This is a genomic window from Micromonospora sp. CNZ299 (genome assembly GCF_002754415.1).
Window position 1 is genome coordinate 5,307,668 of record NZ_PEFG01000001.1, and the last position, 21,757, is coordinate 5,329,424.

Annotated in this window: 15 protein-coding genes; 3 read left to right on the top strand and 12 right to left on the bottom strand. The window is 72.7% G+C overall.

The window, feature by feature from the left end; translation table 11 throughout:
• Positions 1-11: 11 nt before the first annotated feature.
• Together CLT68_RS24285 and CLT68_RS24290 are read right to left on the bottom strand one after the other, a co-directional pair.
• Entirely contained in the window at positions 12-1,580 is a 1,569-nt protein-coding gene (locus tag CLT68_RS24285) for a hypothetical protein (protein WP_143743232.1), read from the bottom strand.
• A complete protein-coding gene (locus CLT68_RS24290) occupies positions 1,577-3,331 on the bottom strand; it encodes a hypothetical protein (RefSeq protein WP_099854313.1) in 1,755 nt (584 codons plus the stop codon). The genes CLT68_RS24285 and CLT68_RS24290 overlap by 4 nt, the downstream gene beginning before the upstream one ends.
• Positions 3,332-3,474: 143 nt before the next feature.
• On the opposite strand from CLT68_RS24290, the gene CLT68_RS24295 reads away from it, so the two are divergent.
• Positions 3,475-6,507, top strand: coding sequence for a BTAD domain-containing putative transcriptional regulator (locus tag CLT68_RS24295; RefSeq protein ID WP_099854315.1), 3,033 nt, complete (start codon positions 3,475-3,477; stop codon positions 6,505-6,507).
• Between the two features lie 5 nt (positions 6,508-6,512).
• Here the strand turns inward: CLT68_RS24295 and CLT68_RS24300 are convergent, their stop codons facing one another.
• The 7 genes from CLT68_RS24300 to CLT68_RS24330 form a co-directional block, all read right to left on the bottom strand.
• Positions 6,513-7,067, bottom strand: coding sequence for a dihydrofolate reductase family protein (locus CLT68_RS24300; RefSeq protein ID WP_099857571.1), 555 nt, complete (start codon positions 7,065-7,067; stop codon positions 6,513-6,515).
• A 73-nt stretch (positions 7,068-7,140) separates the two neighbouring features.
• Complete coding sequence (locus CLT68_RS24305) at positions 7,141-7,719, bottom strand: hypothetical protein (RefSeq protein WP_099854317.1); 579 nt, start codon at positions 7,717-7,719, stop codon at positions 7,141-7,143.
• Positions 7,720-7,736: 17 nt separating this feature from the next.
• Complete coding sequence (locus tag CLT68_RS24310; protein ID WP_099854319.1) at positions 7,737-9,581, bottom strand: prolyl oligopeptidase family serine peptidase; 1,845 nt, start codon at positions 9,579-9,581, stop codon at positions 7,737-7,739.
• Entirely contained in the window at positions 9,582-11,360 is a 1,779-nt protein-coding gene (locus CLT68_RS24315; protein ID WP_099854321.1) for an N-acetylglutaminylglutamine amidotransferase, read from the bottom strand.
• Positions 11,361-11,459: 99 nt separating this feature from the next.
• A complete protein-coding gene (locus CLT68_RS24320) occupies positions 11,460-14,129 on the bottom strand; it encodes a carboxylate--amine ligase/circularly permuted type 2 ATP-grasp protein (RefSeq protein ID WP_199177134.1) in 2,670 nt (889 codons plus the stop codon).
• 234 nt (positions 14,130-14,363) lie between these two features.
• The gene (locus tag CLT68_RS24325; RefSeq protein ID WP_099854323.1) at positions 14,364-15,728 is read right to left on the bottom strand and encodes a cellulase family glycosylhydrolase; all 1,365 of its coding nucleotides are present in this window, start codon (positions 15,726-15,728) and stop codon (positions 14,364-14,366) included.
• Positions 15,729-15,818: 90 nt separating this feature from the next.
• Positions 15,819-16,421 carry a dihydrofolate reductase family protein gene (locus CLT68_RS24330; protein WP_099854325.1) on the bottom strand — a complete coding sequence of 201 codons (603 nt, stop codon included), beginning with the start codon at positions 16,419-16,421 and terminating at the stop codon, positions 15,819-15,821.
• 143 nt (positions 16,422-16,564) lie between these two features.
• Here CLT68_RS24330 and CLT68_RS24335 point away from each other — a divergent pair, with 143 nt between their 5' ends.
• Positions 16,565-17,542 (top strand): aldo/keto reductase, encoded by a 978-nt coding sequence (locus tag CLT68_RS24335; RefSeq protein ID WP_099854327.1) that lies wholly within the window; start codon positions 16,565-16,567, stop codon positions 17,540-17,542.
• A gap of 22 nt (positions 17,543-17,564) precedes the next feature.
• Here the strand turns inward: CLT68_RS24335 and CLT68_RS24340 are convergent, their stop codons facing one another.
• Genes CLT68_RS24340 through CLT68_RS24350 form a run of 3 tightly spaced genes read right to left on the bottom strand, consistent with a single transcriptional unit; the run spans position 17,565 to position 20,633 of the window.
• On the bottom strand, positions 17,565-18,308 hold the full coding sequence (locus CLT68_RS24340; RefSeq protein WP_099857574.1) for a YqjF family protein: 744 nt from the start codon (positions 18,306-18,308) through the stop codon (positions 17,565-17,567).
• 37 nt (positions 18,309-18,345) lie between these two features.
• Positions 18,346-19,503 carry a winged helix DNA-binding domain-containing protein gene (locus CLT68_RS24345; RefSeq protein WP_099854329.1) on the bottom strand — a complete coding sequence of 386 codons (1,158 nt, stop codon included), beginning with the start codon at positions 19,501-19,503 and terminating at the stop codon, positions 18,346-18,348.
• On the bottom strand, positions 19,500-20,633 hold the full coding sequence (locus tag CLT68_RS24350) for an epoxide hydrolase (RefSeq protein WP_099854331.1): 1,134 nt from the start codon (positions 20,631-20,633) through the stop codon (positions 19,500-19,502). Before CLT68_RS24350 ends, CLT68_RS24345 begins: the two co-directional genes overlap by 4 nt.
• A 62-nt stretch (positions 20,634-20,695) precedes the next feature.
• On the opposite strand from CLT68_RS24350, the gene CLT68_RS24355 reads away from it, so the two are divergent.
• Positions 20,696-21,664: a helix-turn-helix transcriptional regulator gene (locus CLT68_RS24355; protein ID WP_099854333.1), complete on the top strand. Its 969-nt coding sequence runs from the start codon at positions 20,696-20,698 to the stop codon at positions 21,662-21,664.
• The last annotated feature ends 93 nt before the right edge of the window (positions 21,665-21,757 follow it).

A 21,757-nucleotide genomic window follows, 5' to 3' on the forward strand; every position in this document is an offset into this window, starting at 1 on the left:
GCGACTTGCGATCAGATCGTGGGCAGTAGCAGAGCCTTCGGCATGCCGTACGCGACGAGCTGGGCGTTCAGCCGCCTGACGAGGTCGTTCCAGTCGGCCTGGGCGCCCGTGGTGGCCCGCACGGCGGCCTGCCACTCGTGCTCCTGCAAGGCGGCGGTCAGCTCGGCGAGGGTGTGCTGGTCGAAGGCGACGATCGGCTCCTCCGCCCGGGCCAGGTCGGCGAGCGAGAACGCGCTGAGCGGTTCACCGCTCTTCGAGGCGTAGTCCGCGGCCCGCGCCGCCAGGTCGTACTCCTCGGCCCCGGCGATGGTGGCCACCGCCCGGTTGGCGTACCGGTCGACACGGGTCGCGCCGCCGAACATCCGTCCGGCGACCAGATCGGTGCGGGCATGCTCGTATGGCGAGAGCAGCTGCAGGTTGCCCGGCTCGGACGCGCCGGTGAGCATGGACAGCCGGCTGCTCCAGAAGTCCTCGGCCTCGGGCAGCTGATCGCCCAGCCTCCGGACCCAGCGCTGCATCTCCCGGATGAACCGTTGCGGCCTGGCGTGCTCCCACTCGTACACCACGTCCCGGACGTCGATCGCGTGCGGCAGGCCGAGCGCCATCTCGAACAGCTCGTCGCGGGAGAACCGGTAGTAGGGGTCCCGGCCGTAGCGGGTGCTCAGATTGGTCGGGTCGCCGGTGCGCCGGGCCGCGTCCGAGCCGTGGGACTTCCAGAGCCGCTGAAGGCCCGCTTCGTCCGCGTCGAGGATCGCGTCGTCGCCGAGCCGGGCGGCCAGCTCCCAGCGGGCCTGCGACCGCGCGCGCGGCCGAGGCGGCCCGCTGAGGATCTGGAACCGGTACGCCGGCCCTTCGCCGGTCGAGATCATGTGCGCAATCTGCACCTCGGACATCAGCAGGTCGGGGTCGTAGTCCCAGCCGTGCAGCACGTCCCTGCTCTCCAGCCCCAGCTCGTTGAAGAGCTCCTTGCCACGGGCGGTGAGGGAAATGTCCCGGCCCCACGCTCGGCCGGCCATCACCGTGCCGATCGCGCGGTGGCCGCGCGCGGTGACCACGCCGCCGTAGGCCGGGTAGCGCAGGTCGCTTCCCACCACGATCGGCGCGTTCATCGGCAGGACGTTGAGGTTCTCCGGCAGCTCGACGTGCAAGCCGGTCTGGTAGCGGTAGGAAGCGTAGGCGACGCCCCCGTCGAACGGGGTGGGGACGACCCGAAACTCGCGGTACACGTCCTGCAGCGCCCGAACGTACCGGGCGGCGTCGATGGTGCGCAGCATTGTGGCCGAAGCGTGGCCGAGCAGGTCGTCGACGACCCCGCGGAAGATCGAGTCGAATCCACCGCCGGCCAGGTACTCCAGCAGGGTCAGGTCGGGGTCCGCCTCCCGGGCGGCGACGAACCCGTTCTGCAGGTACCCGGAGCGCAGCGCGATGCCGGACCGATCGATCAGCTCGGTCGGGTCGCGAACGAACGCGGGCAGCGGTGGAGGTGCGCCGTCCGGCATGCCGGACGGGAACTGCCGGGTGAGGCGCTGCTCCGGGATGAGCAGGCCCAGTTCCTCGAGCATCGACATCGGCCGGGTCATCGGGCCGCCTCCGAGAGCGTGTGGACGAGCGCCTCGGCGACGCGCGCGTCCACCGGCTGGACGGCCGCGGCGGCGCCCCGCAGGCGGTACAGCGGGGTGTCGCCCAGGGTGAGCACGCGCCGCGCCGCAGTCAGCAGCGTCCCGCCGGCCCGTTCGGCGATCTCGGGCAGCAGCACCCCGCCCAGCGTGAGGGCCGCCTCCAGGCCGGTCATCGGCTCGCCGTACAGGTTCCGGCCGGTGAGCACGTAGGCGGCGACGCTGCCGAGGTCCTCCAGGTCGTACATGTTCTGCACGATGGGGATCGGCACGAACTGGCCGAGTGTGTGGATCACGTGGACGATCTCGGCGAGCGTTGCCGGACGGTCGGGCAGCACCGCCTCCGGCACCAGCGTCTCCTCGGTGATCTCCAGCGGTACGTCGTCGAAGTACTTCACCTCCCGCGCCCGGTACTCGACGATGCCGCTGATCGCGTCCGGCCCCTCGGCCGCGGCGTTGCCGACGGCCAGGTCCAGGAAGACCTCTACCCCGGGGGTGTGCACGACGGAGAGCCGGAATGCCGCCCGGCCCTGCTCGGCGGGGACCGGCCGGCCAGTCGGCTTGCCGTCGGCGTCGAGGTGGTCGAGGCGGTACGCGAAGCGGTCTTCGGCGCTGGCCGGATCGACCCGGATCCGGATCGGTAGCGGCGTGGTGTCCGGCAGCCCGCCCAGCCACTGCACGTACGAGTCGTACATGTCCTTGGCCAGGGCGAACAGGGCGTCGTCGAGGATCGTCGCGGCGGTGACAAACCAGGCCGGCTGCCACGACCACGGTTGCGCGCGCGGCGCGCTGCGCTGGTCGGGCTTCACCAGCAGCAGATCGATCCCGTCGGCGCGGACCTGGTGCGTGGCGGTCGCCAGCGGGCCGCTGCCAAGGTCAAAGCCCGCAAAGCCCTCGAAGCCCGCAAAGCCCTCGACGTCGGGTTCGCCACCGCCCGCGCCGGGTCCGGCGCTGGCCGCGGCGCGCATCGCCACGGCACCGGCGACCAGGTCCGCCTCGGCGGCCGGGACGGTACGCAGCGGTTCGCCGAGGGGCGGCACCGTGCCGGGGTGGCGGTGGCGTTCGAACTCGAACGACAGGGCCTGGTCGCAGGTGGTCGGCCCGTCGCCGATCACGTACGCCGCGCGCAGCGTCGTCAGTGCGGCGGTGCTGAGCAGCGGCCGGGCGGAGTAGGCGACGCCGGGCGCCGCCGCCAGCCGCAGCCGCAGCGCGCTCCAGTGCACCAGCGGCGTGGATCCGGCCCGCGCCTCCTCGATCAGGTACCCCCGTGCGGGCGTGAACGCGTACCCGAAGGGCAGCGGCCGGTACGCGACGGCCTCGCCGGCAACGGTGACGCTGCGGTACGCGCCGTCGATCGGGTTCTCGACGGTCAGTTCGAACACCAACGGCTGGGCCGAGTCCAGGTCGGCAACCAGGATCTCCGGCGGGTCCGGGCGCCGGTCGGCGTGCGCCGCGGTGGCCGCCTCGTAGCACCAGCCGGGCAGGTAGCTGAGGGTCAGCGTGGTGGCGTCGCGGAACTGAACGTGCAGTACGTTGCCCATCACGTCGATGCACACGAAGACCGGGTCGGCCGGGGCGCCGCGGTACACCTCCAGCCACCGGCCGTCGCCGGCGGGCCGGGCGTCGAGCGTCAGCCAGGCGTCCTCCAGCACGCCGCGCAACGGCCTGGCCGCCTCATCGGCGGTCGAGAGCGTGCTGCTCTGCCCTGTTGCCATTGCGGCAGCGTAGTGGCGTAAGTCACATCGAGACTGTCGGCCATCGGCCATAGGCGTAAATGCGTCAGGACAATACGCTCGCCGCCTGAACCTCGAATTCCCACCATGACCACGAAGGCGGTTGCCGCACTAGGCTGACCGCCGTGCAGTTCGGGGTGCTCGGGCCGCTCGCCGTGACCACGGACGCCGGCGAGCCGGTGGTGGTGCCCGGCACGAAGGTACGCGCGCTGCTGGCCGACCTGCTGGTCAACCGCAACCAGGTGGTCTCGGCGGACCGCCTCATCGATGACCTGTGGGGCGAGGACTCCCCCGCCAACCCCGCCGGCGCCCTCCAGGTGCGGGTGTCCCAGTTGCGCAAGGCGCTCAACGACGCCGAGCCGGGTGCCCGCGAGCTGGTCGAGTCCCGGCCGCCGGGCTATCTGCTGCGGGTCGACGCGGTCGACGTCGCCCGGTTCGACGAGCTGGCCCGGTGCACCGACGTCGAGCGGTTGACCGATGCCCTCGCGTTGTGGCGCGGCGAGGCGTACGCCGACGTGGCCGACGCCGAGTTCGTCCGCGCGGAGGCCACCCGCCTCGCCGAGCAGCGCCTCGCCGTCCACGAACGGTTGGCCGAGGCCCGGCTGGCCCGGGGTGAACACGACCTGGTCGCCGGCGACCTCGCCGAACTCGTCACCCGGCATCCGCTGCGTGAGGGCCTGCGGGCGGTGCAGCTCCGCGCGTTGTACGCGGCCGGCCGCCAGTCCGAGGCCTTGGACAGCTACGCCGACCTGCGGGAGCGGCTCGCCGAGGAGCTGGGCCTCGACCCCGGCCCCGAGCTGGTCGCCCTGCACCGCAGGATCCTCGAACAGGACGCCGCCCTCAGCGCGCCGCCGAAGGCCGCGGTCATCCGCACCAGCCTTCCCGCCCCGCTCGACGAGCTGGTCGGGCGGGCCGAGGCGCTGGCCGAGTTGAGCGAGCTGCTGTCCCGGCAGCGGTTGGTGACGCTGGTCGGGCCGGGTGGCGTCGGCAAGACCAGACTGGCCGTCGAGACGGCCCGCGCGCAGTCCCTTCCCGACGGAGTCCAGCTGGTCGAGCTGGCCCCGCTGCCCGCCGGTGACGCGCTCGTCGCCGAGCAGGTGCTCGCCGCTCTGGGCAGCTACGAGGCGGCCGGCACGAGCATGTCCCCCGCCGACCGGCTGGTGGCGACCCTGCGGCACCGACACCTGCTGCTCGTGCTGGACAACTGCGAACACGTCATCGACCCGGTCGCCGAGCTGGTCGCCCGGCTGCTGCGCGAGGTGCCCGGGCTGCGGGTGCTGGCCACCAGCAGGGAGCCACTCGGGCTGACCGGTGAACTGCTCTGGGAGGTACCCCCACTGCCCGTGCCGGATGACGGTGACCTGGACACGGTCCGGCGCTCGGCGGCGGCCCGGTTGTTCGCCGCCCGTGCCGCCGCGCAGCAGCGCGGGTTCCGCCTCGACGGGCAGAGCGCCGCCGCGGTCGCGCAGCTCTGCCGCCGCCTCGACGGCCTGCCGCTCGCGCTGGAGCTGGCCGCGACCCGGGTGCGCGCGCTGGGCGTGCGCGGTGTGGTGGAACGGCTCGACGACCGCTTCCGGCTGCTCACCACCCAGCAGCGGGACGTGCCACCGCGGCAGCGGACGCTGACCGCGGTGATCGGTTGGAGCTGGGACCTCCTCGACGAGACCGACCGGATGGTGCTGGCCCGGCTGGCGGTGTTCCGCGACGGCTGCACCCCGGAGGCCGCCGAGTACGTCTGCGGGACCGACCTGGACACCCTCGCCCGACTGGTGGACCGGTCGCTGGTGGTCCTGGACGACTCCGGCGCCAACCCGCGCTACCGGCTGCTCGAATCGGTCGCGGCGTTCTGCCTGGACCGACTGACCGACGCCGACGCGGTGCGCACCCGGCACGCCACCTACTACACGGAGCTGGCCGAGCGCGCCGACCCGGAGCTGCGCGGGGCCGACCAGCAGCGGTGGCTGGCGCTGCTGGACGCCGAGATGGCGAACCTGCGATCCGCGCTGGTGCACGGCGGAGGGCTGCGCCTGGCGGTCGCGCTGAGCTGGTACTGGCACCTGCGCGGCCGGCTCACCGAGGCGCGGCGAGCCCTGGCCGTGCCCGGTGACCCGGAACAGGAGACCCGGGCGGCCCCCTGGCGGGTCGGGTTCGCCCTGTCGCAGGGCGAGGCGACCGAGCCGGACGACGTACGCGCCGCGGTGGCCGCCGACCCGGGCGGCCACGCCGCGTGGTTCGCGGCCAACGCGGTGATCGAGCACGGCGACCTGGCCCTGGCTGCGGAGCTGCTGCCCACCGCCGCCGTCGACAGGTGGACCGAGGCCGCGGTGCTCACCTCCCTGGCCCACATCGCGCACGCCAACGGTGACCAGGCCACCCTGGAGGACACCGCGACCCGCAGCGCGGCGCTCTTTGCCGACCTCGGCGACCGGTGGGGTCGGCTCCGTGCCACCGAGTGGGTGGGTGGCCTGGCCGACATGCGCGGCGAGCACGAGCGCGCCGCCGCGCTGCACCGCGAGGGGCTGCGCTGGGCCGAGGACCTGGCGCTGTGGCCGCAGGTCTGCGCGGAGCTGTCCTGGCTGGCCTGGCTCGCCGTGCAGACCCGCGACTACGCCCAGGGCCGGGAGCTGGCCGAACGCGCGTACGCCCTGGCGGTCGAGCAGGGCTCGCCCGGTGCGCTGGTCTTCGCGGAGATGAGCCTCGGGCTGGCCGCCCGCCGCGACGGCAAGCTCGACCTGGCCGTCACCCACCTCAGCCACCTCGCCGAGCTGGGCCGGGGCGAGAATCAACCCGCGCTCTACCTGCCGATGGTCCTGGTGGAGCTGGGCTACGCCCTCGAGCAGGGCGGTGATCCGGATGCCGCGCTGGCCCTGCACATCGAGGCGTTCGAGGCCGCCGAGGCGATGACCACGATGCGCGACGCGGTCGGCCCCCTGGAGGGGATGGCGGCGGCGGTCCGTTCCCCCGAGGTGGCCGCCCGACTGCTGGGCGCCGCTGCCGCTGCCCGGCTCGCCACGCAGTCCCCCGCAGCGCCGGCCGAACGCGACGACACCGACCGGACGACCGAACGCCTGCGAGCCGCACTCGGGCCGCAGCGGTTCGACGCGTTGCTCGCCGAGGGCGCGAAGCTGAGCCCGAGCGAGGCCCGGGCTCAGCTCTGATCTGGTCAGGCCGGCGTCTTCGGCGCGTACGAGGCGACGATCACGCCGCTCTTGTGCACCCGGGTGTCGACCAGGTCGAACGAGGCCTTGAAGTCGGTCAGCGGCACCGTCAGGTTGGCGCCGCCCTCCAGCACCGGGTGGATCCAGAACCGGACCTCGTCCACCAGGCCCGCCCGGATCAGCTGCGCGGTGACCGAGCCGAAGCCGTACTGGATGATGTTCTTGCCCTCCTCAGCCTTGAGCGCGCTGACCGCCTCGACCAGGTCGCCCTGGAGCACCTCCGTGTTGTTCCAGGTGGGGTCGGTCAGGGTGGTCGAGGCGACGTACTTCTTGACGTTGTTGAAGTACGCGGCGCCGGTGGTCGGGTCGCTCTCGTCCATGTTCGGCCAGGCGGCGGACATGCCGTCGTAGGTGGCTCGGCCCATCAGCATCGCGTCGGCCTCGGTGGTCTGCGCCCCGGCGAGGCTGGCGGCCTCCTCGTCGAAGTACGGCGAGGTCCACATGGGGTTCTCGATGACGCCGTCGAGGGTGATGTAGGTCGAGTTGATGAGCTTGCGCATCGGGATCTCCTGGTTGTCTGTCGTGCTCTCCGGTGACACCCAGAACTCTGCCAATGCCCGCTTACGATTCGCTTCAGGTGCCCTTACCGGCGTCGCCGGCCGCGCCCGGAGCCGCTTGCGACAGCGGGTCGGTCAGCGGGATGGGCAGCGCCTGCGTGGCCACCGTGCCGCCACCGGCCGAGTGCGCCGGCGCGGGGCGGTCACCGGTGCGGCTGTGCAGGCGTCCGTGCCCCGCCGGCCCGGCACGCCGGGTCACCTCGACGGTCACCATCCGCACCGGCAAGGGCGGCGCGGTGAAACGCCCGACACCCCACCGCACCCAGATCGGAATCCGGCCGGCGTCCGCCTCCGCCCGCAACTTCTGGACCGTACGGGCCCGGTCGGTGTGGTCCACCTCCACCACGACCGGCGGGCCGTCCGGGCGGGCACACGCCACGTCCAGGACCGAGTGCCGTTGCTCCAGCGGCGGCGGCAACGGCAACACGCTGGGGGCGCGCCGATAGACCCGCCAGCCCTGGGCCTCGGCCCACCCCACCACCGAGTCGATCACCCGCGCGGTGACCTCGTCGGCGCTCAGGTCGACGAAGGTCAGGTCCGCCAGAGCGCGACCGAGGTCGGACGCCAACCGCTCGCCCTGCGCCGTGACCTCCACCGGCGCAGGATAACGCCTCAGCCGACGGTGGTCGTGGCCGCGGCGAGGTGCCGGGCCAGCCAGGCGGTGGTGGCCGTACGCGCCGCCTCGGCGTTGGCGCGCGTCAGGAAGTCGTGCCCCTCGCCGGCGAGCACCAGGTGCCCGTGCGGCACGTCCCGGGCGGCGAGGGCCTGCGCCACCTGCGCCGACTCGCCCGCCGGCACGTTGGTGTCGTTGGCGCCGTGGATGAGCATCACCGGCACGTCGAGCCGGTCGAGGTGGGTCATCGGCGAGAGGTCACGCAGCAGTTCCGCGTCGCGCTGCGGGTCGCCGTACTTGCTGACAGCGGCGGCGGCGATCCACGGCTCGGTGCCGGCGTAGAAGGTGTGGAAGTCGGAGATCCCGCACTCGGCGACGCCGGCGGCGAACAGCCCGGGGAAGTTCACCAGCACCGCGAGGACCAGGTAACCACCGTAGGAACGGCCCAGACAGCCGAGCTGCCCGGGCCGGGCGACGCCGCTGTCGACGAGGAAGTCTGCGCAGGCCGCCACGTCGGCGATCGCGCCGTATCGGCCGGCGAGGTTGTCGGCCGCGACGAAGGAACGGCCGAAGCCGGACGAGCCGCGCACGTTCGGCGCGAACACGGCGATGCCCTGCGCGACGAGAGCCTGGAACAACGGGTTGTAGCAGGGACGCTCCTGCGCCTCCGGGCCCCCGTGCAGACTGATGGCGGTCGGCCAGGGACCCGGCCCGGCCGGGCGGTAGAGCCAGCCGGAGAGCGGCAACCCGTCGCGCGCACGCAGGTCGACGAGGTGCGGCGCGACCCCGCCGTCGCCCGTACGCGCCACACCGGTGTCCGGCCGCAGCGGGCGCAGCGCCCCGCTCGTCGGGTCCACCAGCCAGACCTCCCGAGGCTGCACCGGCCCCTGCGCGGTGACGCAGAGCAGGCCACCGCCGGCGGCGAAGACGGCGTCGTCGAGCACCTCGCCCGGCGCCACCACGACCCGCTGCACGCCGCTGGCGAGGTCGAGCAGGCTCATCTCACTGCGACCACCGTAGGTGTTCCACAGCAGCGCGACCCGCCGCCCGTCGGCGCTCGGCACGGCCTGCTCCAGCTCGGCGTCCGGTCGTCCGGCGAGCCGGGTCGGCGGCTGCTCCGGTCGGGTCAGGTCGACCCGCACCAGCGCGGCGAGTTCCGAGAACGCGTCGGTGCGGGCCAGCACGCTGGTCCCGTCCGCTCCGAACCAGCCCTGGTCGGTGCTGCCCTGCGCGGTGTCCGGGAACAGTCGCCGTCGAACGCCGGTCGCCACGTCGAGCACCTCCAGCCAGCGCGCGTTGCGCGGGCCGCGGCGCAGCAGGGCGACGCCGACGTCCGGGGTGACGTCCAGGAGCGTGAGCAGGTCACCCTCGGCGAGCACCCGCCGGTGCCCGGTGCCCGCGTCGACCAGGACGGCCCGGGCGTGCTCGTCGGTCTCGGTGACCATCAGGACCGCACCCTCGGGCAGCCAGCCGGCCAACGCGGCGCTGCGACGGCCGAACCCGGCGACCTGGCGGCGTCGTGACCCGTCCGGGCGCAGCACCCACAGCTCGGTGCGGGGAGCGCCGCCGGGGGCGACGACGCAGGCCAGCCACTGCCCGTCCGGGGACCAGCTCAGCGCGAGCACCGGGTCGTCGCCGGTGGGCAGCGCGACAGCCTCGGCGGCGTCGACGTCGCGGACCCAGACGCCCGGCGCGCCGGCCCGGTCGGAGAGGAACGCCACCCGGCGACCGTCGGGCGACGGCGCGGGCGCGTGGTCCTCGCCGGGAGGCAGCGGCGGTGCCGGCCGGTGGCCGACGGGGCCGCCCCGTCGGGCGGTGCGCGGCACCTCGGTCCGTACGCTCATCTAAACCCCGATCCGCTGCAACCAGAGCTCCAGCAACCCGAGTTGCCAGAGCGCGTTGGAACCCAGCGTGGTCCGCCGGGCATTGGGCGCGTCCAGCAACTCCTCCAGGTAGTCCTTGCGGAACAGGCCCCGCTCGCGGGCCGGCCGGGCGGTCAGCGCGTCGCGCACGTCGTCGAGCAGCGGGCCGGAGAGGTGCCGGATGGCGGGCACCGGAAAATAGCCCTTCGGCCGGTCGATCACCGCGTCCGGGACGATGCCCCGGCTCGCCGCCTTCAGCACACCCTTGCCACCCTGCGCCAGCTTCATCCCCGGTGGGCAGGCGGCGGCCAACTCGACGACCTCGTGGTCGAGGAACGGCACCCGGGCCTCCAGCCCCCAGGCCATCGTCATGTTGTCCACCCGCTTGACCGGGTCGTCGACCAGCATCACCAGGCTGTCCTGCCGCAGGGCCGCGTCCAGCGCGGTGTCCGCGCCCGGTGCGGCGAAGTGGGCGGCCACGAACTCCAGGCTCGCGTCGTGGTCGAGCATCCACTCCGGCGCCAGGTGCCCGCCGAGCGCGTCGTGACGACGGTCGAAGAACACCCGGGCGTACGCCTCGACGGCGTCCGCCCTGGCCACGTTGGCCATCGGCGGGTACCAGTCGTAGCCGGCCAGGATCTCGTCGGCGCCCTGCCCGGACTGGACCACCGTGATCCGCTGCGAGACCTCCTCGGACAGCAGGTGGAACGCGACGCAGTCGTGGCTGACCATCGGCTCGCTCATCGCGGCGATGGCGTCGTGCACGGCGGGGACGAACCGGCTCGCGCCGATGCGGATCTGGTGGTGGTCGGTGCCGAAGTGACGGGCCACCAGATCGGAGTAGTGGAACTCGTCCCCGCTCTCCCCCGCCGCCGCCTCGAAGCCGATGCTGAAGGTGGCCAGCCCGGTCTGGCCCTGCTCGGCCAGCAGGGCGACGATCAGGCTGGAGTCGAGGCCGCCGGAGAGCAGCACGCCGACCGGCACGTCGGCGACCATCCGTCGGCGTACGGCGGTGCGCAACGCCGCCATGAGCCGTTCCTGCCACTCGTCGGCGGACATCGGATCGGCCGCGGCCCGGGTGAACTGCGGCCGCCAGTACAGCGTGTCGGTGCTCCGGCCGGCCGCGGTGATCACCCGCACGGTCGCCGGTGGGAGCTTGCGCACCCCGGCGAGGATCGTGCGCGGCGGGGGCACCACCGAGTGGAAGCTCATGTAGTGGTGCAGCGCCACCGGGTCGAGGTCGGTGTCCACGTCACCGGCGGCCAGCAACGCCGGCAGGGTGGAGGCGAAGCGGACCCGCCCCGGCCCCTCGGCCAGGTAGAGCGGCTTGATGCCGAGCCGGTCGCGGGCCAGCACCAGGGTGTGCGTGGCCATCTCCACAAGGCCGAACGCGAACATCCCGTAGAACCGTTCGACGCAGGCCGTCCCCCACCGGTGGTACGCCTTGAGGATCACCTCGGTGTCCGAGGTGGACCGGAAGGAGTAACCGGCGGCGATCAGCTCGTCGCGCAGCTCCCGGTAGTTGTAGATGCAGCCGTTGAAGACGACGGCCAGACCCAGCTCGTCGTCGACCATCGGCTGGGCGCCCGCGTCGGAGAGGTCGATGATGCGCAGCCGTCGGTGCACCAGGGCCGCCGGCCCCTGCTGCCACCGGCCCTCACCGTCCGGGCCACGGGAGGCCAGGGCGGGGAGCATCCGCTCGACGGCCGCCATGTCCGGTGGCGTCCCGTCGAAGCGGAACTCGCCTCCGATACCGCACATGCCACGCACCTCTGTTCGGCTCGGGTCCGCTCGGGCCGCTGACGGGTCCAGGCTTGGCGGACCGGGTTGCGTCCCGATGACGGGCGGGTCAAGCGTGGGTTACACCGACGGCCGTTCGTCTCCACCGAGCAGCCAGGTGTCCTTGGACCCGCCGCCTCGGGACGAGTTGACGATCATGCTGCCGGCCGGCGCGACCCGGGTCAGCGCGACCGGCGCGACCTCGGCGGTGTCGCCGAGGAACACGAAGGCCCGCAGGTCGACGTGACGGGGGGCGAGAGCCGTGCCGTCGAAGACCGGGTGGGTGGTCAACGCGATCATCTCCTGGGCGATCCACCGGTGCGGGGCCGCGAGGATCTGCTCCCGGACGGCGTCCAGCTCCTCCGCCTCGGCCCGGGGGCCGATCACCACCCGGTCACCGCCGTACCCGTCGACCGGCTTGAGTACCAACTCGTCGAGCCGGCCCAGCACCTCGGCCCGCTGCTCGGGCAGCCCGCACAGGTACGTCGGCACGTCCCCCAGCAGAGCCTTCTCGCCCAGGTAGTACTCGATCAGCCGGGGCACGTACGCGTACAGCGCCTTGTCGTCGCCGACACCGTTGCCGAGCGCGTTGGCCAACGTGAGTCGCCCGGCGTGCACCGCGGCGAGCAGCGGCCAGCCCAGCGGCACCCCGTCGGCGCCCGGCGCGTGCAGCAGCGCCTCCTCGTCCATCCGCAGGTAGATCACGTCCACCTCGCGGCGGCAGCCCTCGCGGACCAGCCGCACCCGGCCCTCCTCCACCAGCAGGTCGTTGGTCTCGGTCAGGGGCACGCCCATCTCGTCGGCGAGCAGCCGGTGCTCGAACCACGCGGGATCACCGGGACCGCTGCTGAGCACCACCACGGCGGGATCGTCGGCAGCCGCAGGCGCGGCGGCGACCAGCGCCCGGTACAGCATCGCCGTCGTCTCGTCGGCGGGCAGCAGATCAGCCGGCACCGGCAGCTCCGGCAGCACCGCCTGGGTCAACCGGCGGTTCTGCACCGCGTAGCCGATCCCGGAGGGCACCCGCAGGTTGTCCTCCAGCACGTACCAGCCGCCATCCGGGTCCCGGACGAGATCGGTGCCGGACACCTGGGCGCGGGTTCCCCGCCGGCCCATCAGCGCCCCGGTCGGGCGCAGACCGGGCGAGGATTCCACCACCCATGCCGGCACGACGCCGTCAGCCACCACGGCCCGGTCCGCGTAGACGTCCCGCAGGAACGCGTCGAGGGCGCGGGCGCGCTGCACCAGGCCGGTGCGCAGGGTCCGCCAGTCGGCGGCGGGCACGACGCGCGGCACCAGGTCGACGGGGAAGAGCCGGGTGCTCGCCTCGCCGGCAACGCTGAACGTCACACCGCGGGCCCGCTGCTCCTCGTCCCGGTCGTTCTCCCGTTGACGAAGACCACCGGCGCCGAGGCCGCGCAGGGCGGCCAGCAGCGGACGGTACGCGGGCTCCGGCCCGCCGGGCCCGAAGACCTCGTCGGACGAGTCGGTGTACGTGGGCAGGACGGGCGGCGTCGACACTCCGGGCAGTGGCCCCCGGACCCGGCCCCGGGTCTCGTCGAGGAGCAGGTCGACCACGTCGGCCAACCGGCCGCGCCGCTCGTACGCCCGCCGCTGCCGCGCGGCGGAGCTGCCGCGTTCCAGCGCGTGACGGGTCAGCTCGCTGACCTGCTCCCAGTCACCGGTCGCCTCCAACTGCGGACGCAGGTCGGTCACCAGGCGGCGGACCGCCTCGGCGGCCGGCGCCGGCCGGGCCGAACGGGGCAGATCGAGCAGGTCACCCTCCAGCCCGGACCGGGCCGCCCGCCACACGGCGGCGCGCAGCACCGGTGGCCGTACGCCGGTGCGCTCGACCCCGGCTCGCAGCGCCGCGACCTCCCGCCGGACGAGCGCCCGGAACAGGCCGGTGAGCAGGACGATGGTCTCCACGTCGGAGTTGGCGTCGGTGATCCGAAGCTCCACTGTGGGCACGTGGGCCGACGGCCGGACGTCGAAATAGATCATGGCAGGGTCGGTGATGGTCTCGGAGGAGATCAGCTCGGCGACCAGAGCCTCGTGGTCCGCGGCGCTGGTCACCTCGCCCGGGTCCCCCGCCGTGGGCCAGCGTTGCCAGACCAGCGACCGGACGCTGGCGTAACCACTGTCCTGACCCATCCAGTACGGCGAGCTGGTGGAGAGGGCGAGCAGGACCGGCAGCCACGGCTGGACCCGGCGGGTGACGGCCACCGCGAGATCCCGGTCGGACACCCCGACGTGCACCTGCGCGCCGCAGATCAACTGCTCCCGGGCGAGCAGTTGGTATTCGTCGAGCATCCTCCGGTAGCGGGAGGTGGGGGTGACGCTCGGGTCGCCGTCGGCGCGCAGCGGCACCGTACCGGCCGCCACGATGCCCAGCCCGGCCCGGTCGGCGACCCGGACGGCGAGCTGACGCAGCCGGGTCAGCTCGTCGCGGATCTCGTCGAGGGTGCGACAGACCGCGGTGTTGGTCTCCACCACGCTGCGGTGCAGTTCCGCGGTGAACGAGGTCGCCGGCAGCCGGTCGAGCAGTTCCCCGGCCCGGGGCACCAGTTCGCGGGTGTGCAGGTCGACGACGTGGAACTCCTCCTCCACGCCGATCGTGGCCAGGTCCGCCGGGTCACCGTCGTCCAGCGACGCGACCGGGTTGATGCGGGGCGTGGGCAGCGTCCGGCCGTTGCCGGACCGGCCCATCGACCCGTCGAACGTCGGCGCGTTCGTGGTGTTGTCGGCCATGGTCACCCCGGTTCGCGTGTCGGTGGTCTCGGCTGTCCGACGAGCGTTCCCAGGGTTGGTACCGGGGGTGTTTCCAGCGCGTTAAGGTGACGCGCCGTTCTGGCCGGGCTGCTCCAGCGACGCGCAGCACGCTCCTGCCGGGTCGACGGGCATGGCGATGTCGGGGTATCCCGTCGATCCGGATACCCCGACATCAGTGAACACGTGTCGATCACGGCCTGGGAGCGGCCGGGATCACCTCATATTGGCGACCACGAACGGCGCGTGACCGTGCAGGTAGTTGTTCCACCCGCCGGTGACCGGCGCTCCCGGGCTGAGCAGGTTGGTGGTGTCGGTGCCGACGTCGAGCTTCCACGCGGTCCAGGAGATGCCGTTGGTCTTCATCCAGTCGATCCAGGACTGCGCCTCCGGCAGGCAGGATCGACCGTCCAGGCCACCGTCGGCGTGGCTGGCGCCCCACTCCGTCACGAACAGCGCCAGGCCGGCGCGGATCGCCGCATCGCCCTTGGCCCGCAGCGACGCGCCGTGCGTGCACGAGTAGAAGTGCAGCGTGTACATCAGGTTGGTGCCGGTGACCGGGCTGGCCGCCGCGACGTCCACGTCCTGCGACCAGGTCGGCGTGCCGAGCACGACGATGTTGTCCGGGTCGGCGGCGCGGATCGCGGAGACCACCGCCTGGTGGTACGGCTTGATGACGTTGGTCCAGCTCACCTGCAACGGCTCGTTGTAGGGCTCCCAGATGACGTTGGGCAGGTGACCGTAGCGGCGGGCCAGGTCCCCGAAGAACGCCACCGCCTGGGACTGGTTGTTCTGCGCCTCGTGGGCGTGCCAGTCGACGATCACGTACACACCGGCGGTGACCGCGTTGTTGATGATGGTCTCCACCTGTGCACGCGCCTTGGCCGGGTCACTGAGGTACGCGCCCGCCGGCTCCACGCCCATCGCCGCGCGGATCACCTGGAGGTTCCAGTTGTCCCGCATCCAGGTCAGCGCGGAGAGGTTCTCGGCGTACGGGGCGGTTTCCCAGTTGAGCCACATGCTGCTGATGCCGCGCAGCTGCACCCGCGCGCCGGTCTTGTCGCACATCGTCGTGCCGCAGACCCGCAGCTGCCCGTACCGCTCGACCGGGGTGCCGGTGGTCGGCGGTGGCGTCGTGGGCGGTGGCGTGGTCGGGGGCGGCGTGGTCGGGGGCGGTGTGGTCGGGGGTGGGCCGCCGGCGCACGACGCGCCGTTCACCGTGCAGTTGACCGGGGTGCCGGAGCCGTTGACGAGGAAACCGAACGACGTGGAGGCGCCCGCGGCGAGGGTGCCGTTCCAGGACACGTTGGTGAAGGTGTAGCGGCTGCCGGAGGTCGACTGCTGCGCGTTCCACGACTGGCTGACGGTCGAGGAGGACGGCAGGTCGAACTCGACCCGCCAGCTGGTGATCTGTGCGGAGGTGTCGTTGGTGACGGTGATCTGCCCCTGGTAGCCGTTGCCCCAGTTGTTCGTCACGGAGAACACGGCGGTCGCCGCGCTGGCCGGGGTGGCGGTGATGGCCACCCCACCGGCCAGCAGGCCGGCGACGGCCAGGGTCGTGACAAGTCTCAGTGCGCGCATGCGGAACCCGCTTCGGATCGACGGTGGTGGTCTGAGGCGGGGCGGCGCCTTCGCGCACAATATCGATCAATGCCAATGGGGGCAAGGCGCTCAGGCCGCTGGGCGTACCCGGTAGGTCAGGTGGGTGACGCCGTGACCCTCGACGACGCTGAACGGGCCGTCCAGCTGAAGTGGCGCGATCTTCAGGTCGGCGAAGAGCGGGATGCCGGTGCCGAGCAGGACCGGGACGAGGTTGACGTGCACCTCGTCGAGCAGGCCGGCCTCGACGACCTGGGCGGCGATGGTGCCACCGTTGACGCCGACGTCCTTGTCGCCAGCGATCGCCTTCGCCCGGGCGATGGCGCTCTCGATGCCGTCGGTGACGAAGACGAAGGAGTCGTTCTCCGGCTCCCAGCCCTCGGGCACGCTGTGCGTGACCACCACGACGGGCACGTCCAACGGATGCCGGCCACCCCACCCGCTGGTGATGTCGAAGAGCCTCCGGCCGACGACGAGCGCGCCGGTCCGCTCGGTGAGAGCCCGCAGATGCCGGGCACTCGCGGCGGACGTCCGAAAGGTCAGCTCGGGGTTGGCCGTCGGCGTCTCGACGTCACCGTTCTCGTACCACTGGAAGAGGTACTCGAAGCCGCCGTGGGACGCGTCCGCGATGTAGCCGTCCAACGACATCGTCGCCTCGGTCGTCACCTTCGTCATCGATCCGCTCCTTGTCCGTGCCGTGTCGGCTCATCGGCGAGACCGGGTGCCCGGCCCTCAACCTATGGTCGAAGCTGACGTGAGCAACCTCGACACGTCCGGCGAGATTTTCGCGGCGCGTCGACTGTCGTAGCGTGGGGCGCATGCGAACCACCACGCTGGGCAGCGCAGGTCCCGAGGTCGGCGTCATCGGCCTCGGCTGCATGGGCATGAGCCACGGATACGACATCAGCGGCCCCCGCGACGACGACACCTCGATCTCGGTCATCCACCAGGCTCTCGACCTGGGCGCCACCCTGATCGACACGTCCGACGTGTACGGGCCGTACACCAACGAGGAACTGGTCGGGCGGGCGCTGGCCGGCGGCCACCGGGAGCGTGCCGTCCTGGCGACGAAGGTCGGCCTGGTGGCGACCTCCCCCACCGGCGGTCCCGGCAACTCGCCGAAGATCGGCAACAACGGCCGTCCGGAGCACATCCGCGCGGCGATCGACGACAGCCTGCGCCGGCTCGGCACCGACCACGTCGACCTCTACCAGTTGCACCGGGTCGACCCGGAGGTGCCCATCGACGACTCCTGGGGCGCGATGGCGGAGGTCGTGGCGGCGGGCAAGGCGCGGCAGATCGGGCTGTCCGAGGTGACGGTGGCCCAGCTCAAGCGAGCCCAGGCGGTGCACCCGGTGGCGTCGGTGCAGTCCGACTTGTCGCTGTGGACCCGCGACCCGCTGGCTGAGGTGCTGCCGTACTGCGCCGAGCAGGGCATCGCCTTCCTGCCGTTCTCCCCGCTCGGTCGCGGTTACCTCGCCGGCCGGTTCACCTCGTTCGACGACCTGCCCGCCGACGACTTCCGTCGTGGCCTGCCGCGTTTCCAGCAGGACGCGCTGCGCGCCAACCTCGCCATCGTCGCCCGGGTCCGGGAGATCGCGGACCGGGCCGGCGTCACGTCCGCGCAGGTCGCGCTCGCCTGGGTGGTCGCCCAGGGTGACCAGGTCATTCCGATCCCCGGGACCAAGACCCCGAAGTACCTGGCGGACAACTGCGCCGCCGGCGACGTCCGGCTCGGCGCCGAGGACCTGGCCGACCTGGACGCCCTACCCGCACCGGAGGGCGGTCGCTACTGACAGCCCGGCGGCCCGGCTCCAATCAGCCGGGCCGCCGGACCGCCACGGGCGGGCCGAACCTGACCCCGACACCGGGCGAGTAGAGCACGCTGACCGGCGGGCCGACCGGTGCCGGCAGCCCGGCGGCGGCAATCAGCTCGTCGTCGAGGTGCAGCACCTCGGCCCGGTGCAGCGGCCAGCGCGGGTGCCAGTTCGGCAGGTGCAGTGTGCGCCCGTACGCCCGGGTGTGCAGCCCCCAGCGGGCGGTGACGAAATGCTCAAGGGGCGTCGGGTCGTCGACCTGCTCCCCCACCCGCACCACCATCCGGCTCGTCGTGCCCGCCGGGCCGGGCCAGCGTCGCCGGCACCGGTAGGTGAGGCGGTCACCGTCGCGGTCCATCCGCATCGACGACCAGAGGTACGGCAGCCGCAGCGTCGCCCGCGCCACCAGCACCGGCACCAGGCGGGACGCGTCGAGCGACCGGAACACGACGGCCCGCCGGCCGAGGTCGTCGACCGAGTAGAGCCGGACGTTGGTCTCCCAGAAGGTGCCGAAGTACGGCACCCCGGGGCCCCGCCCGAAGCCCAGCCCCACCATCCGGAAGCCGATCAGCCCGACGTGGCTGACGCCGTCCAGCGTGTCCGGACGGGTTCCGGCCGGCAGCAGCGGTGCGACGAGCTCCGGGTCGACGGCCCAGTGCAGGAAGGTGAGGTCCTCCCAGCGCTGGCCCAGGACGGCCCAGGGGAACGACTGCCGGGGCGAGTGGTCGACCGGTTCGGGGTGCACGCTCTCATCCTCGCCCACGCGGTGGGCCGGCGTGGTCTCAGGCGTGCGGACCGACACTGACGGTGCCGATGGTCAGCGACGCCTTGCCCTCCAGGATCTCGCCGATGCGTTCGGCCTCCTCCGCCAGCTCCCGTTGCCGGGCGGCGTCGAGCGTCCGCAGCGGCTCGACAGTGACGCGGATCGAGCGGCCGGAGCGGCGTTGATGCCACACCCCGGCGACCACCCCGTCCACCAGCAGCACCGGATAGTTGCCGGCCTGGCCACCGGCGAGCGCACGCTCGGCGGCGGCACCGGGGAAGAGCCGTTCGCGGGGGTGGCAGCCGACCGCGTACGCGTCGAAGTAGGGCAGCAGCCGCAGCCCGGACGGCCGGTCGTCGGGGAACCCGGTGTCGTCGGCGGCCACCCAGGCCCGGGTGCCCTCCACTGTCACCTCGGCAAGGTCGAGCGAGTCGAACAGCGACGTCGCCCACCCCGGGGGCACCGCCATCCACCGGGCGAACTGCGCCGGGGTGGCCGGCCCGTACGCGTGCAGGTAACTGCGGACGAGTGCGGCCAGGGCGGCGGGACCGGGCAGCGGCGCGAAGTCGGGCAGCCACCGGGCCGGGCTGGTGTACGTGCTGACCCGACCGCGATTCGGGCCGAAGCAGATCACTCCGCCCCGGGTGGCGGCGGTCATCGCGGCGATCCACCGGGGCCATTTGTCCTGGAAAGCCTCCATGACCAGGTCACCTGCCCACGGGCCGGTGCGGGCGACGATCTCCTCGGTCAGCTCGGCGGTGGTCAGGTCGGCCTCGGCAACCGCCTCGACGATGGCCGCGAGGACCTGCTCGGTCTGCCGGGGTGTCAGCAGGACCGCACTGCGCTCCCACGAGGGGGTCGGCAACGCGGTCAGCGCGCCGACCCACATCGGCAGGTCCGCTGCGGCGAGCAGGTGCACGGTGCCGCGCGGCCCACGGGTCTTGACCAGCGTGCGGTCCGTCCACAGAGCCCGGCGCACCAGGGCGCGGGTCGCGCCCGGCACCCGCAGCCCGATGGACAGCTCGGCGGCGGATGCGATCTGGGCGTGCGCGCCGCAGATCGTCGACACCACGTCGGCGACGCGTCCCGCCTCCGGTGCCGCCTCCACCACCGGTGTGCCGAGCCGGTGCCGCCGTAGGCGTCGAGCGGACACCTGCGCCCAGCTCAGGTCGGTCATCGCAGGCCCTTGAAGAACGCGCGGATGTCCGCCGCGTGCGCCAGCGGCTCGTCCATGGCCACGAAGTGGCTGCCCGGGTTGCCCTGCGGCCAGTGGACGATGGTGTTGTCCCGCTCGGCGAGGCGGCGCATCAGCGCGGACCCGTCGCCGTACACACCGGACGGCACCCGCCGCTGGCCGATGGGCCAGGCGAATCCGCCGTCGTCGGCGACGGTGAGTCGCTCGTACATGGGCCACGACGACGTTCCCGACGTGCCGGTGAACCAGTAGAGGCTCACGTTGGTGAGCAGGTGGTCCCGGTCGATGGCCTGCTCCGGCGTCGGCACCGTCATGGTGAACTCCTTGAACTTCTGCATCATCCAGGCCAGCAGCCCGACCGGCGAGTCGTTCCAGGCGTACGAGAACGTCTGCGGCGCCGCTCGCAGCAGGGCGTGATGGTCCACGCCACCGCTCATCCACTGCTGCATCTGCTCCCACTCGGCGCGTTCCGCCGCGCTCATCTCCGGCACGTCGGCGGCGGTGGGAAAGCCGAACCCACCGTCGATGTGTACGCCGACCACCCGCTCCGGCGCCACCGCCGCCACCCGCGGGGCGACGTACGCACCGAGGTCGCCGCCCTGGGTGCCGTAGCGGTGGTAGCCGAGGTTGGCCATCAGCTCGGCCCACATCCGGGCGAGCCGGTCGATCGTGAACCCGGCCGGCGGCGCCTGCGAGAAACCGTAGCCGGGCACCGACGGCACCACGAGGTGAAACGCCTGCGTGGGGTCCGCGCCGTGGGCGCGCGGGTCGGTCAGCGGGCCGATCAGCTCGGTGAACTCGACCACGGAGTTCGGCCAGCCGTGCGTCAGCAGCAACGGCAGCGCGTCCGGCTCCGGCGAGCGGACGTGCAGCAGGTGCACGTCCAAGCCGTCGATCTCGGTGACGAACTGGGGCAGGTCGTTGAGCCGAGCCTCGTGCGCCCGCCAGTCGTAACCGCTCGCCCAGTGTTCGGTCAGCTCGCGGAGGTAGTCCACCGGCACCCCGCGGGTCCAGCCGGTGCCGGGCAACGAGCGGGGCCACCGGGTGCGGGCGAGCCGGTCACTCAGGTCGTCCAGGTCCGACTGCGGTATGTCGATGCGAAATGGCGTCATGCCGGAAACGCTACGGGGCATATAGGACAGGTTCTGGCACACATCGCTGGCATGCTGAGGTCATGTCCGACACCCCCGCCCGACTGCTGGGCCTGCTGTCGCTGTTGCAGACGCCGCGCGAGTGGCCCGGCAGCGAACTCGCCACCCGACTCGGCGTCAGCCTGCGCACCATTCGCCGCGACGTGGAGCGACTGCGCGACCTCGGCTACCCGGTGCAGGCGACGATGGGGGCGATCGGCGGTTACCGCCTGGTGGCCGGCAAGGCGATGCCTCCGCTGTTGCTCGACGACGACGAGGCGGTGGCGATCGCTGTCGGTCTGCGCACCGCCGCCGGTCATGCGGTGGCCGGCATCGAGGAGGCCTCGGTACGGGCGCTGACAAAGCTGGAACAGGTGCTGCCGTCCCGGCTGCGGCACCGCGTCAGCGCACTCGGGGCGGCCACCGAACCGCTGCTCACCTGGGCGGGACCGACGGTCGACCCGGCGCACCTGAGCGCGCTGGCCAGCGCCGTCAACAACCGGGAGCAACTGCGGTTCACCTACCGCCGTCGGGACGGCGTGGACACCGAACGGCTCGTCGAGCCGTACAAGCTGGTGTCGGCGGGTCGGCGCTGGTATCTGGTGGGCTACGACAACGACCGCGACGACTGGCGGATCTTCCGGGTCGACCGGATCACCGACCTGCGGCAGACCCGGACCCGGGTCGCCGCCCGGCAACTGCCGGCGTCGGACGCCGCCTCGTTCATGACGGAGAAGCTGCTTGAGCTGACGCCCGTCTACCGGGCGGTGGTGACGCTGTACGCGCCGGTCGAGCGGATGGCGGGCCCGCTCGGTGGCGCCGGTGTCGATCTGGAGCCGATCGACGCGACCTCCTGCCGGTTGCGCAGCAACGCGGACACGCTGGAGTGGCTGGCGTGGCGCCTGCTGACTCTCGGTTGCGACGTGGAGGTGCACGAGCCGCCGGAGTTGATCGCGCACCTGCGGCAGCTCGGGGTCCGAGCCACCCGCGCCGCCAGCCCATCCACAGCGTAGGACGGCCGCCGAGCCGGGGCATCGGCCCGCCGACCCGCCGTACGCTTGGTCGAGCACAAGCGTACTAAATCGGTATTTCGGGGAGGAACTGGC